The organism is Streptomyces sp. SM1, from assembly GCF_002910825.1.
GTDB lineage: Bacteria > Actinomycetota > Actinomycetes > Streptomycetales > Streptomycetaceae > Streptomyces > Streptomyces okerensis.
Genome location: NZ_NEUB01000148.1, coordinates 1 through 12,805, shown reverse-complemented (window position 1 = coordinate 12,805; position 12,805 = coordinate 1). Strand labels below are relative to the sequence as shown.

14 protein-coding genes and 1 pseudogene are annotated in these 12,805 nt (G+C 72.2%); 10 read left to right on the top strand and 5 right to left on the bottom strand.

Features of this window, described 5'->3' with window-relative positions; genetic code table 11:
• Positions 1-36: 36 nt before the first annotated feature.
• Entirely contained in the window at positions 37-522 is a 486-nt protein-coding gene (locus B9S61_RS03225) for a nucleoside deaminase (RefSeq protein WP_103540819.1), read from the bottom strand.
• A 92-nt stretch (positions 523-614) separates the two neighbouring features.
• Between B9S61_RS03225 and B9S61_RS03220 the strand changes: the two genes are divergently transcribed.
• On the top strand, positions 615-1,400 hold the full coding sequence (locus B9S61_RS03220; protein ID WP_103540818.1) for a GNAT family N-acetyltransferase: 786 nt from the start codon (positions 615-617) through the stop codon (positions 1,398-1,400).
• A gap of 99 nt (positions 1,401-1,499) precedes the next feature.
• Positions 1,500-1,628, top strand: a pseudogene (locus tag B9S61_RS42030) (epimerase); the annotation flags it as partial.
• 170 nt (positions 1,629-1,798) lie between these two features.
• Here B9S61_RS42030 and B9S61_RS03210 read toward each other — a convergent pair.
• The gene (locus B9S61_RS03210; RefSeq protein ID WP_103540817.1) at positions 1,799-2,062 is read right to left on the bottom strand and encodes a GlsB/YeaQ/YmgE family stress response membrane protein; all 264 of its coding nucleotides are present in this window, start codon (positions 2,060-2,062) and stop codon (positions 1,799-1,801) included.
• 132 nt (positions 2,063-2,194) lie between these two features.
• Entirely contained in the window at positions 2,195-2,635 is a 441-nt protein-coding gene (locus tag B9S61_RS03205) for an SPW repeat protein (RefSeq protein ID WP_103540816.1), read from the bottom strand.
• A 159-nt stretch (positions 2,636-2,794) separates the two neighbouring features.
• Here B9S61_RS03205 and B9S61_RS03200 point away from each other — a divergent pair, with 159 nt between their 5' ends.
• From B9S61_RS03200 to B9S61_RS03170, 7 genes are all read left to right on the top strand, one after another.
• Positions 2,795-3,304, top strand: a complete 510-nt coding sequence (locus tag B9S61_RS03200) for a MarR family winged helix-turn-helix transcriptional regulator (protein WP_103540815.1) — start codon at positions 2,795-2,797, stop codon at positions 3,302-3,304.
• A 165-nt stretch (positions 3,305-3,469) separates the two neighbouring features.
• Positions 3,470-5,557 carry an MMPL family transporter gene (locus B9S61_RS03195; protein ID WP_103540814.1) on the top strand — a complete coding sequence of 696 codons (2,088 nt, stop codon included), beginning with the start codon at positions 3,470-3,472 and terminating at the stop codon, positions 5,555-5,557.
• A gap of 211 nt (positions 5,558-5,768) precedes the next feature.
• Positions 5,769-5,945, top strand: coding sequence for a hypothetical protein (locus B9S61_RS40600; protein ID WP_181007212.1), 177 nt, complete (start codon positions 5,769-5,771; stop codon positions 5,943-5,945).
• 230 nt (positions 5,946-6,175) lie between these two features.
• Entirely contained in the window at positions 6,176-7,075 is a 900-nt protein-coding gene (locus tag B9S61_RS03185) for a glycoside hydrolase family 19 protein (protein ID WP_103540812.1), read from the top strand.
• A gap of 97 nt (positions 7,076-7,172) precedes the next feature.
• Positions 7,173-8,543, top strand: coding sequence for a PI-PLC domain-containing protein (locus tag B9S61_RS03180; protein ID WP_103540811.1), 1,371 nt, complete (start codon positions 7,173-7,175; stop codon positions 8,541-8,543).
• 102 nt (positions 8,544-8,645) lie between these two features.
• A complete protein-coding gene (locus B9S61_RS03175) occupies positions 8,646-9,056 on the top strand; it encodes a VOC family protein (RefSeq protein ID WP_103540810.1) in 411 nt (136 codons plus the stop codon).
• A 45-nt stretch (positions 9,057-9,101) separates the two neighbouring features.
• Positions 9,102-10,181 carry an adenosine deaminase gene (locus B9S61_RS03170; protein WP_103540809.1) on the top strand — a complete coding sequence of 360 codons (1,080 nt, stop codon included), beginning with the start codon at positions 9,102-9,104 and terminating at the stop codon, positions 10,179-10,181.
• Here the strand turns inward: B9S61_RS03170 and B9S61_RS03165 are convergent.
• Both B9S61_RS03165 and B9S61_RS03160 read right to left on the bottom strand, forming a co-directional pair.
• Entirely contained in the window at positions 10,163-10,678 is a 516-nt protein-coding gene (locus B9S61_RS03165; protein WP_103540808.1) for a DinB family protein, read from the bottom strand. The two genes, B9S61_RS03170 and B9S61_RS03165, sit on opposite strands and share 19 nt — an antisense overlap.
• 27 nt (positions 10,679-10,705) lie before the next feature.
• Positions 10,706-11,611, bottom strand: a complete 906-nt coding sequence (locus tag B9S61_RS03160; protein WP_103540807.1) for a LysR substrate-binding domain-containing protein — start codon at positions 11,609-11,611, stop codon at positions 10,706-10,708.
• Between the two features lie 126 nt (positions 11,612-11,737).
• Between B9S61_RS03160 and mgrA the strand changes: the two genes are divergently transcribed.
• Positions 11,738-12,730, top strand: a complete 993-nt coding sequence (gene mgrA, locus B9S61_RS03155) for an L-glyceraldehyde 3-phosphate reductase (RefSeq protein ID WP_103540806.1) — start codon at positions 11,738-11,740, stop codon at positions 12,728-12,730.
• Positions 12,731-12,805 lie beyond the last annotated feature (75 nt).

Sequence of the window (12,805 nt, the reverse complement as noted above, 5' to 3'; positions counted from 1 at the left end):
GTGCGGACGTCGCCGCGCCGGGCGGGTCGCCGAGGGTCAGCCGTGCGCGCGGTGGAAGCGCCGGTGCAGTTCCCTGACCTCCTCGGCCAGCCCGGGGACGGGCCCGGCCACCGCCACGCCCGGGGCGATCTCCGGCACGGGCAGCGTGCGTACCGGCGGGGCGGGCACCCCCAGCTCCGTCAGCCAGGACGCCAGCTGCTCGGACGAGGCGACGTACACGATGCGTCCGAGACCCACCCAGGCGTGCGCGGCGGCGCACATCGGACAGTGCTCCCCGGAGGTGTACACCGTGGCCGAGGCCCGTTCGGCGGGGGTCATACGGGCCGCCGCCCAGCGCGCCAGCTCGAACTCCGGGTGCCGGGTCCGGTCGCCGGACGCCACGCGGTTGTGGTCCTCGGCGAGCACCGTGCCGTCCCCGGCGACCAGGACCGAACCGAACGGCTCGTCACCCGACTCGAGCGCCTCGGCCGCCAGCTCCACACACCGCCGCAGATACGGCAGTTCGTCATCCCTCACGACCATCCCGGCCACGGTCCTGCCTCCTTGCGACGGCTTGATCCACAGCCACCCTAATCCCGTTGCCCCCGGGACCGGCGCATGGTGAGGTCGGCCGCATGGAGAACTCCGCCGTACTCGCCCTGTACGACCGTGACATGCGCGAGGGGGCCCGGCCCGACGGTCCCGGCGCCCATGTCGAACGGGTCGGCGCCGTGGTCCGCCAGACCGCTCCCGCGCACGGCTGGAACGGTGTCGTCTGGTCCGCCCTGGAGCACGCCGACGCGGACGCGGCGATCGCGGACCAGATCGCGCACTTCACCGGGCTCGGCCGCGAGTTCGAGTGGAAGCTGTACGGCCATGACCTGCCCCGGGATCTCGGCCGGCGGCTCGTCGCTGCCGGGTTCACGCCCGAACCGGCCGAGACGCTCATGATCGGCGAGGCCGCCGGGCCCGCCCTCGACGCGCTGCCCCCCGAGGGCGTCCGCATCGTGTCGGTCACCGACGGGGCGGGAGTGGACCTGGTGGCCGAGGTGCACGAGAAGGCGTTCGACGCCGACGCCTCCCGGTTCCGCCGGCACCTGCTCGACCAGCTGACCGCCTCCCCCGACACGGTCGTCGCCGTCGTCGCCCTGGCCGGCGCCGAGCCCGTGAGCGCGGCCCGTATGGAGCTGACGCCGGGTGCCCGGTTCGCCGGGCTGTGGGGCGGCGGCACCGTTCGGGAGTGGCGCGGACGGGGCATCTACCGGGCCCTGGTGGCGCACCGGGCCCGGATCGCCGCGGACCGCGGCTACCGCTACCTCCGGGTGGACGCCTCCGGTCAGAGCCGCCCCATTCTCGAGCGCCTCGGCTTCGCCGCCCTGACCACGACCACTCCGTACACGTACGTGCCGGGGAGGCGATGACCGCGGCCCGCCCGCACCAGGACAGGTAGCGCGCGGCCGGTCCACCCCCACCGGGCCGGTACCCGCCCTGCCCACGCCGCCGCCGCTCCGAGCCGGTCGGGTGCGGTGATGACCGAGGACACCCCTTGGCGGACCGCCACCCGCGAGGGCCGGATGCGTGCGTCCCAGGACGAGCGCTACCTCGCCGCGCACCGTGAGAGCCGTGCCCGGGCCGTTCCCGGCCGTGCGGAACACCGAGCCGCAGATCCTGGACTCCACGGCCTTCGAGCGGCTTCGGCATGGCGCCGAAGCCGCTCGAAGAAACCGTGGACGCGACGGTCACCGGGTACGAGCAGTGGCTGTCACGCCTGTCACGCCTGTCACGCCTGTGACGCCGTGGGTGACGGCCGTCGCGGTCGTCAGCGGCCGGCCTTCGACCGGTCCAGTGCGGCCACCCCCACCGCGGCGAGACCGATCTGGATCAGCCACTCCACCCAGTCGACGCCGCCCGTGTCGGCCACTCCGAAGCCCGCGGCGACGGCCGAGCCGATGAGCGCGGCGACGATGCCGACGAGGATCGTCCACAGAATCCCGATGCGCTGCCGGCCCGGAACCACGAGCCGGCCCAGAATGCCGATGACAATGCCGATGACGATGGCACTGATGATGCCGTCGATCTCCATCTCGCCCCTTCTCCTCGAGTCGTCCGCTGCCCTGCGTCTGCCCACTCGCCGCGCGAACACGCCGGGACGGACGGGAAAGGGCCGGTCCGCGGCTGACGCGGACCGGCTCCGGTCTCTCCTTTCGCCGTGGGCCTACGACTTGGGTGCGCTCCTGGCCGCCGTGGCGGCGCAGACCGCGCCCAGCACCACGGCGAGGGCGCCGATGATGACGTTGTTCCAGATCACGCCGGCGTCAGGGCTGCTGCCGACGATCCACGGCGAGATGATCATCCACGCGCCCAGGGCGCACATGGCCCAGCTGAGGCCGTACATGCGCGCCGGAGCCGCGGTGAACCCCAGGGCCAGCAGGCCGATCGCGATGCCCACGATGAGGTTGTGGGTCACGAGGGCGGGCTGGCTCGTCGTGTAGTGGAGGATCCACGGGGATACCGCGCAGTAGAGGCCCAGGAGGAACACCGGACCGTCCACCAGGGCCACATCGCGGCCGCCGAGCATACGGTCGTACCGTGCCCGCATTTCCGGCGCATCGGGGTGGCCGGCGATGTCACCGCGCGGGTGTGAGACGTTGGCCATGAGTCGTCTCCTTCGATTGGCGGGTCTGACCGCTTCGTGTGGTATGCGGTAAGTGCCGCGCTTTCCCATTCTGTACTTATTCCCCCTTTATGTGTAGAGGTCGGAGAGGAGTGGTTCGGGGGTGACGGCGGCTCTCGGCGGCTTCTATAGGGTGATCCCGTGGCCACAGCAGACGACGCGGAGCGGCAGGCGGCGGGACGCGGCGGGATCCCGGCGCCGGAGGCGGCGGACCTCCAGGCCTTCGCCGTCCAACTGCGCCGGATGAACGGCGAGATCAACCGCATGGTCCACGGCTTCGCGCTCCGCGACGGGCTGCATGTCACGGACGTCCAGGCGCTGGCTGCGATCCTGGACTCGGGCGAGCCGATGACGCCGGGCCGGCTCAAGGAGCACCTCGGGCTCACCTCGGGGGCGGTGACCGCGTGCGTGGACCGGCTGGAGCGCGCGGGGCATGTCACCCGGGTCCGGGAGAGCAGCGACCGCAGGGTGGTCCACCTGTACTACGCGGCCGACGCCAAGACGGCGGCCCGGACCTACTTCCGCCCGCTCGCGCAGGCCGCCGGTTCGGCTCTCTCCCGCTTCGAGGGCCCGGAACTCGCCGCCGCCCTGAGGTTTCTGACCGCGCTGAACGAGGAACTAGCGCTCCGCGGCATCTCCGGGCGGCCCTGACGGCGCTTCCCGCCGGCCGCGTCCTGTCCTTCCCGCACGTCCCGTCCGTCGTGGACCGTCTCGTTCGTCCTGGCGGGTCCGGCGTGGTCTACGATCACAACCGCAATCTACTTCAATCATTGAGATAGTTGTTCATTCAGATGATTCCGCCGCACCTGGAGAGCGATGAACACCTCGTCCCGATGGGCCCGCCGGCTCGTCCCCGTCTTGCTGCTCGTCGTATGGCTCGGCATCGGCGGGGCGTTCGGCTCCTACGCCGGCAGGCTCGGCGAGGTGGCCACCAACGACCAGGCCGGCTTCCTGCCGCGCAGCGCCGAGTCGACGGAGGTCATCGAGGAGCAGAAGGCCTTCCGGCAGGACGAGACGCTGCCGGCGATCGTGCTGTGGACCGCTGACGCGGACGGCCCGGTGGAGGACCGGCAGAGCGCGGCCACCCGCTCGCTCGCCTCCCTCGCCGGCAGCCCCGGCATCGTCGGCAGGGCGTCCCCGGCGATCCTCTCCGAGGACGGTGAGGCACTCGAAGGTGTCGTCCAGCTGGAACCCGCCGACGGGGACCGGCTCGCCGAGACCCTCGACCGCATCCGCGCGGCGGCCGGGCAGGTGCCGGGCACCACGGTCCAGGTGGCCGGTCCCGCCGCGACCCAGGCAGACCTCTCCGACGCCTTCGCGGGGATCGACGGCCTCCTCCTCGGCGTCGCGCTGGCGGCCGTCCTGCTGATCCTGATCCTGGTCTACCGGAGCGTTCTGCTGCCCCTGGTGGTCATCATCTCCGCGGTGCTGGCGCTCGCCCTGGCGTGCGCGGTGGTGTACGCCCTCGCGAAGAGCGACATCGTGCGGGTCGACGGCCAGGTCCAGGGCATCCTGTCCATCCTCGTCATCGGTGCCGCCACCGACTACGCGCTGCTGCTCACCGCCCGCTTCCGGGAGGAGCTGGCCGAACGGGACCGCTTCACCGCCATGCGGTCCGCGCTGAAGCAGACCTGGGGCACCGTCGTGGCCAGCGCCGCCACCGTCGTACTCGGTCTCCTCGCCCTGCTGCTCAGCGACCTCACCAACACCGCAGCCCTCGGGCCGGTCGGCGCGATCGGCATCGCCTGCGCCGTGCTCAGCACCCTGACCTTCCTGCCCGCGGTCCTCGTCCTGCTCGGCCGCGCCGCCTACTGGCCCGCGAAGCCGCACAGCGCGGAGGAGCGGCGCACCGGTCACGGCGTGTGGCAGCGGGTCGCCTCCCTCGTCGACCGTTCCCCGCGCAAGGTGTGGGCGTTCACCCTGGCGGGACTCGTCGTGTGCGCCGCCTTCTCACCGGCCCTCACCTCCAAGGGCGTTCCGCTCGACGAGACCTTCGTCAACGACGCGCCCTCGGTGGCCGCCCAGCGCACCCTCTCCGAGCACTTCCCCGGCGGCTCCGGCAACCCCACCGTGGTCATCGCCGACGCCGGCCGGCTGGACCAGGTGGTGGCCGCCGCCGAGGACACCGAGGGTGTCGTCTCGGCGGCCGGTGCGACGGCCTCCGGACGTCCCGGCGGCGAACCGCTGGTGGTCGACGGGCGCGTCCGCGTCGACGTCACCCTCGCCGCCGCCTCCGACAGCGACGCCGCGAAGGACACCGTGGCGCGGCTGCGGACCTCCCTGCACGCCGTCCCCGGCGCGGACGCCCTGGTCGGCGGCTACACGGCCCAGCAGTACGACACCCTGCGGACGGCGGAACGCGACCGCGGACTCATCGTCCCCGTGGTCCTCGTCGTCATCTTCCTCGTCCTGACCGTGCTGCTGCGCTCGCTGCTCATGCCCGCACTGCTCGTCGCCACCGTCGCGGTCAACTTCCTCGCCACGCTGGGTGTTTCCGCGCTGGTCTTCCCGCACGTGTTCGGATTCACCGGTACCGACCCGTCGGTTCCGCTGTACGGCTTCGTGTTCCTGGTGGCCCTCGGCGTCGACTACAACATCTTCCTCATGTCCCGGGTCAGGGAGGAGTCGCTGCGTCACGGAGCCCGCCAGGGCGTGCTGCGCGGGCTGGTCAGCACCGGCGGAGTGATCACCTCGGCCGGCGTGGTGCTGGCCGCGACCTTCGCGGCGCTCGGGGTGATCCCCCTGGCCTTCCTGGCGCAGCTCGCCTTCATCGTCGCCTTCGGTGTCCTCCTCGACACCCTGGTCGTCCGCTCCCTGCTGGTGCCCGCCCTCGCCCTGGACCTCGGTCCGGTCGCCTGGTGGCCGGGCCGGCTCTGGAAGGAGCGCGCAAAGGCGCGCGACTGACGGTGCCGCAGCGACCGGCACGCGCCCCCGTGCCACGCCGCCCGGACATGTCCGTCGCGATCCGGGGCAGCCGCACTCCACGGACGACGCACGCGGCGACGCACAGGAAGACGCACGCGGACGACGCACGCGGAATCGAAACCGACGAGAAACGGACCGACGGCCGAGCGCGGCGCTGCGGGCCGCGGGCCGACAGGAGGTGTCCACCGGCATGAACGCGGTCACGGGAGCCAAGGTGCTGGAGCGTTTCCCCGCGGGGTCCCCGCGCGGGTCCTGGCCCGCGGAGGAGTGCGCTGCCCGGCACCGGGCCGGGGGCGAACCCGCGACGGTCGTCATGGACCTGGAGTCGGACGCGTTCCTCGTGGTCGTCCCGGCGGAGGACGGCTGACCGCACCACCACGCCCGCCGGTGCCCGGCGACTCCCAGGGAGTCGCCGGGCACCCGCATGACGATTGGTCTAAACCCTTGACTGGTACAGACCAAGTTGGTTGAGTGTGCTCCACACCCCCACCACGGCCGCCCCCACCGTGACCGGCCCCGCCGGCGCGTGCGGGCGAGGCCCCGCTCAAGGCATGTCCTCGCCCGGGAGCGGCCGTGTCCCGCAGAGGAGTTGATCCCTTGTCGAGACGCCGCATCGCCGCCGTGACGGCCGCACTGGTCCTCGCCGGCAGCGCCCCCGTGCTCCTCCCCGCCGCGACCGCCTCCGCCGCCCCGGCCGTGTCCTGCTCCAGTTATCCGGACTGGAGGGCCGGGCAGTGGTACAACGCCGGTGACATCGTGCGCTACACCGACGGCCGGGCCTACATCGCCGAGCACGCCAACCCGGGTTACGACCCCCTCATCAGCACCTGGTACTGGGAGCCGTACGCCTGCGACAGCGGCCCCGGAACGCCCGTCGGCAACTTCGTCGTGACCGAGGCGCAGTTCAACCAGATGTTCCCGAACAGGAACGGGTTCTACAGCTACAGCGGGCTCATGGCCGCGCTGAGCGCCTACCCCGGCTTCACCAACACCGGCAGTGACACGGTGAGGAAGCAGGAGGCCGCCGCCTTCCTGGCCAACGTCCACCACGAGACCGGCGGCCTGGTGCACATCGTGGAGCAGAACACCGCCAACTACCCGCACTACTGCGACTGGGGCCGGCCGTTCGGCTGTCCGGCCGGCCAGGCCGCGTACTACGGACGCGGACCCGTGCAGCTGAGCTGGAACTACAACTACAAGGCCGCGGGCGACGCGCTCGGCATCGACCTGCTGAACAACCCCTGGCTGGTGCAGAACGACTCCGCCGTCGCCTGGAAGACGGCCCTCTGGTACTGGAACACCCAGACCGGACCCGGTTCGATGACCGCGCACAGCGCCATGGTGAACCAGGCGGGATTCGGCCACACGATCCGCGCCATCAACGGCTGGGTGGAATGCGACGGCAAGAACCCGGCGCAGGTCCAGAGCAGGGTGACCAAGTACCAGCAGTTCACCCAGCTGCTGGGAACGACGCCGGGCGGCAACCTGTACTGCTGACGCGGGACCGGGTGGCGTGATGTCATGCCCCTGACCATTCGCACGGCCGTCGCGCGCCTCATGTGCGACGGCCGCGCCCGGACGAAGGGCATCCACCATGCGCACCCCCCACGCCCTCCTCGCCACGACCGTCTCGGCCGCCGCGCTGGCCGCGACGGTCATGGCACCGGCGCCCGTCTCGGCCGCCGACGCCGTCCCACCGCCCGGCACCTACTACGTGCAGAGCGCGACGACCGGACTCAACGCCTCCGACGCCGCCGGGGCGGTCGAGCAGCACCGGCCGCGCGGCGACGAGGACCGCCAGCAGTGGCACCTGCGCGCCGACGGCACCCTGGAGAACACCGACAGCCCCGGCAACTGCCTCGGCCGCAGCGGCGAGCGGGCCCGCACCGTCGGCTGCGCGAGCCCGGAGGCACGCTGGCAGCTCACCCCCGTCGGCGCCGACCGGTTCACGCTCACCGTCCCCGGCACCGACCGCCGCCTGACCGTCGCCCCCAAACCGTCCGGGGCCAACCACCCCGCCCCGCTCGTCGTCGGCACCGGCTCCGACGGACCGGCGGGCTGGTACCTCACCCCGGTCGAGCCGGCCACCCGTCCCATGCCGCCGCAGCATCTGCGCACCCTGGACCAGGTCACCTTCCTCACCGCCCACAACGCCTACGCCAATGGCGTGGACGGCGGCTACGCCCCGCCCTTCGTCGACCTGTTCCCCAACCAGAGGCGGGGCATCGAGCGCCAACTCGCCGACGGCGTACGCGGGTTCATGCTGGACATCCACCAGACCCCGGACGGCGCCATCCTCTGCCACAACAGCTGCACCCTGGTCCGCAGACCCGTCGCCCTGTGGGTCGACCTCCAGCGGATGGTCGACTTCCTGCGTGCCCACCCCGACCAGTTCGTCACCGTGTTCCTGGAGGACTACGTCGATCCGGGTGTGCTGCGCGCCGAACTCGCCCGTGTCCAGGGCCTGTCGGACGTGCTCTACCGGCCGGACCGCACCGGCGTCCGCGAGAACGGCTGGCCGACGACGGCGGAGCTCGCCGATGCCGGACAGCAGCTGCTGATCTTCAGCGACCACAGCCGGGACGCCGACCGGTCCGCGGGCCTCACCCGGGACACCTTCGGCGTGATGTACCAGCGTGAATGGACCGTCGAGAACCACTGGTCCATGGGCCCGGGCGTCGGCACCTCCGACTGGTCCTGCTACAGCCGCTGGTACGACGCGGGCACCAACCTCCCGCTGACCCGTACCGAGCCCGGCTTCCGCCCCCTGTTCGTCATGAACCACTTCAGGGACGCGGCGATCACCTCCACGGCCGCCACCGACAACTCCAAGCTCGCCGACCGGGCCCGCCGCTTCTGCCTGCCGGCCGCCCGCAAGAAGCCCAACTATCTCGCCGTGGACCACTACGACCTCGGGGACCCGGCGTCCGCCGTCAGCGCTCTCAACACCTACACGTATCCGTAGGCACCCGTCGGTCCCGTTCCGGGAAAGCATCCCGGAACGGGATTGGCGTTCGCGGTGGTTTTACGTATAACCTCTCCGGTCAATCCCCTGCGAGAGGTCAGGATGAGACGCATTGCCCTGGTCACCCTCGTCGTCGACGACTACGACGAGGCGATCCGCTTCTACACCGGCGCCCTGGGATTCCGGCTCGCCGAGGACACGCCCCGGCCGGGCGGCGGCCGCTGGGTCGTCGTCGAACCGGGCGCCGGGCACACCGGTACGGGACTGCTGCTCGCCCGCGCCGAGAGGGAGGCGCAGCGGGCCAGGGTCGGTGACCAGACCGGCGGTCGCGTGGCCTTCTTCCTGTACACCGACGACTTCGCCCGCGACCACGCGCGGCTGGCCGGCGCGGGCGTGACCTTCCTGGAGGAGCCGCGCCACGAGCCGTACGGCTCGGTCGCCGTCTTCCAGGACCTGTACGGCAACCGCTGGGACCTGCTCCAGCCCGCCGCCCGGCCCTCTCCCGCCGCCTGACCTCTCCCCGCAGCTTCGAACCGCCCGCTCAAGGAAGGCCCCGCCATGACTGCTACGCGCGTAGACACCGCATTGATCCGCCGCCTCCCCAAGGCCGTCCTGCACGACCACCTCGACGGCGGGCTGCGCCCCGCCACCGTGGTGGAACTCGCGGAGGCGGCCGGCCACACCCTGCCCACCACCGACCCCGACGAGCTCGCCGCCTGGTACGTCGAGGCCGCGAACTCCGGTGACCTGGTCCGCTACATAGCCACCTTCGAGCACACCCTCGCCGTGATGCAGACCCGCGAGGGCCTGCTGCGCACCGCCGAGGAGTACGTCCTCGACCTCGCCGCCGACGGCGTCGTCTACGGCGAGGTGCGCTACGCCCCCGAGCTGAACACCAGGGGCGGGCTGACGATGAGCGAGGTCGTGGAGACGGTCCAGGAAGGGCTCGCCGCCGGTATGGCCAAGGCGGCCGCCGCCGGAACGCCCGTACGGGTGGGCACCCTGCTCTGCGGCATGCGGATGTTCGACCGCGTCCGCGAGGCCGCCGACCTGGCCGTCGCCTTCCGGGACGCCGGTGTCGTCGGCTTCGACATCGCCGGCGCCGAGGACGGCTTCCCGCCCGCCGACCACCTCGCCGCCTTCGAGCACCTGCGCCGCGAGAACGTGCCGTTCACCATCCACGCCGGCGAGGCCCACGGGCTGCCCAGCATCCACCAGGCCCTCCAGGTCTGCGGCGCCCAGCGCATCGGGCACGGCGTGCGCATCACCGAGGACATCCCGGACCTCGCGGCCGGCAAGCTCGGCCGGCTCGCCGGCTGGGTGCGCGACCGCAGGATCGCCCTGGAGATGTGCCCCACCTCCAACCTCCAGACCGGCGTCGCCGACTCGATCGCCGGCCACCCGATCACCGCGCTGAAGGACCTCGGCTTCCGCGTCACGCTCAACACCGACAACCGTCTCGTCTCGGGCACCTCCATGACCCGGGAGATGTCCCTGCTGGTCGAGCAGGCCGGCTGGACGACCGAGGACCTGCGCACGGTCACCGTGAACGCCGTGAAGAGCGCCTTCCTCCCGTTCGACGAGCGCACCGCCCTCATCCGGGACGTGATCCTGCCCGGCTACGACGCGGCGCTCTGAACCAGCCCCCGCGCGTACGCGGCCTGTCCGACGTGCTGCAGATCGTCGGACAGGACGCTGACCAGCCGTACGCCCAGCGTCACCGGAGGATCCCAGCGCTCGTCGACGACGCGCTCCAGCTCCTTGGCGGTCAGCGAGCGCAGGGCCTCCAGAGTCCGCTCGTGCACCGCGTCGTGGTAGCCGGTCAGCAGGTCGCCGGAGTCGGCCCGGACCTCGGCCACCTCCGCCGGGGTGTGCCCGTAACCGGTGTCGTGGCGGGGCAGGCCGAGCGCCAGGCGCTTCTCCCAGTCCTCGGAGAGCCACACCTGCTCGAGGCCGAAGGCGTCGGCGATGTGGTCGTCCTGGACCCGGGTGAGGTGCCAGACCAGCCAGGAGACGGAGTTGGCGCCGGAGCCGGGCCGGGCGTTCAGCTCGTCGGGACCCAGCCCGTCGACGGCGGCGTGGACCTCTTCCCGGATGCGGCCGAAGCCTTCGATGAGGATGTCCTTGGCATGCATGCCTCCACCCTCGCGCATCCGGGCGCCTCACGCGCCCCCGTCGTCCAGCAGGGCCATCAGCGCCCGCGCCGCCGGACTGGCCGCCCGCGCCGCCGGACTGGCCGCCCGCGGGGACGGCACCAGGGCCACCGTCTCGTAGGCGGCCTCGTCGGTGTCCTTCAGCGGCAGGGCGGTGAGGGCCTCGCGCTTGTGCCGGAAGTGCCGGGGCACCACGGCGATGCCCAGATCCTCGTCGACCAGGTCGAGCAGGCTGTGCACGTCGTTCACCTCCAGCGCCACCGTGCGCCGTACGCCCGCGGCGGTGAAGGCGGCGTCGGTGGCACGGCGCGGACCCCAGTCGGGATGGAAGTCGACGAACACCTCGTCGGCCAGGTCGTGCGGGGTCAGCGGCACCCCGGCGCGCGCGAGCCGATGATCCGGATGGCAGAGCACGGTCATCGGTTCGCTGGTCAGGGCCACGGACCGCAGCTGCTCCGGATCCGCTTCCGTGCGGTAGGCGAAGGCCAGGTCCAGCCGCCCCGCCGCGACCTCCTCGGCCAGCGCGGCCGAGCCCCACTGCCGCAGCCGGATCTCCACGTCCGGGTGCCGCCGCCGGAACGTGGCGAGCAGCTGCGCCACGTTCACCCCGGCGATGCACTGCTCGCTGCCCAGCGCGAGGGTGCCGCGCAGCACACCCTGCACGGCCGCCACCGCCTCGTACGCCGCCCGCACCTGCGCCAGGACCCGCTCCGCCTCCGCCAGCAGCGCCCGCCCGGCCTCGGTGAGCGTCACCCTGCGGGTCGTCCGGACGAACAGCGGTGTCTGCAGCTCGCGCTCCAGCGCGCGGATGGACGCGGACAGGCCCGACTGGGAGACCATCAGCCGCTCCGCCGCACGGGTGAAGTGCTGGTCCTCGGCGACGGCGACGAAGTGCTGGAGGTGACGCAGTTCCATGATTGAGAAGCGTATCCGCTGAATTCCATCGGATTCTCCTGTTGGACCACTGCCCGCAGGTCACGACAGAGTGGAGGAGTGGTTCGACGGAACCGCCAAGACGTGTGCCAACCCCCTGGAGTCGCGTTGTACACCGCACACCCCGACCGCTACGCGGACCTGCCCTACCGGCGCGCCGGACGCAGCGGCCTGAAGCTCCCCGCGCTCTCGCTCGGCCTGTGGCACAACTTCGGTCCCGACCGTCCGGCCGGGACCCAGCGCGCCATCCTGCGCCGCGCCTTCGACCTGGGCGTCACCCACTTCGACCTGGCCAACAACTACGGGCCGCCGCCCGGCGCGGCCGAGTCCGCCCTCGGCGAGGCGCTCAAGGCCGACTTCGCGCCGTACCGCGACGAGCTGGTGGTCTCCACCAAGGCCGGCTATCTGATGTGGCCGGGCCCGTACGGCGAATGGGGCTCGCGCAAGTACCTGCTGTCCTCGCTGGACCAGAGCCTGAGCCGCATGGGCCTGGACTACGTCGACATCTTCTACTCGCACCGCTTCGACCCGGAGACTCCGCTGGAGGAGACGATGGGCGCCCTGCACTCGGCGGTCCGGCAGGGCAAGGCGCTGTACGTCGGCGTGTCCAACTACTCGGCCGAGCAGACCCGGGAGGCCGCCCGCATCCTCGGCGAGCTGGGCACCCCGCTGCTGATCAACCAGCCGCGCTACTCCATGCTCGACCGCCGCCCGGAGGACGAGGGGCTGATGGACGCCCTGGACGAGCTCCAGGTCGGCTCCATCGCCTACTCCCCGCTGGAGCAGGGGCTGCTCACCGCCCGCTACCTCGACGGCATCCCCGAGGACTCCCGCGCCGCGAGCGACAGCCCCTTCCTGAACACCGACGCGCTCACCGGTGAGCTGGTGGGCCGGCTGCGGGCGCTGAACGAGATCGCCGCCTCACGCGGCCAGACCCTGGCGCAGATGGCACTGTCATGGGTCCTGCGCGGTGGCCGGCTGACCTCCGCGCTGGTCGGCGCGAGCAGCCCGGAGCAGCTCGCGGACAGCGTGGCCGCCACCCGCAACCTCGACTTCACCGACGGCGAGCTGGCGCGCATCGACGCGGTCGTGAAGCGGTAGGGCACACCCCGCCGGGCCGGGGTCGCGCCCCGCAGACCCGGCGGCGAGGCGGTACACGGCACGGCCGCGGACGCC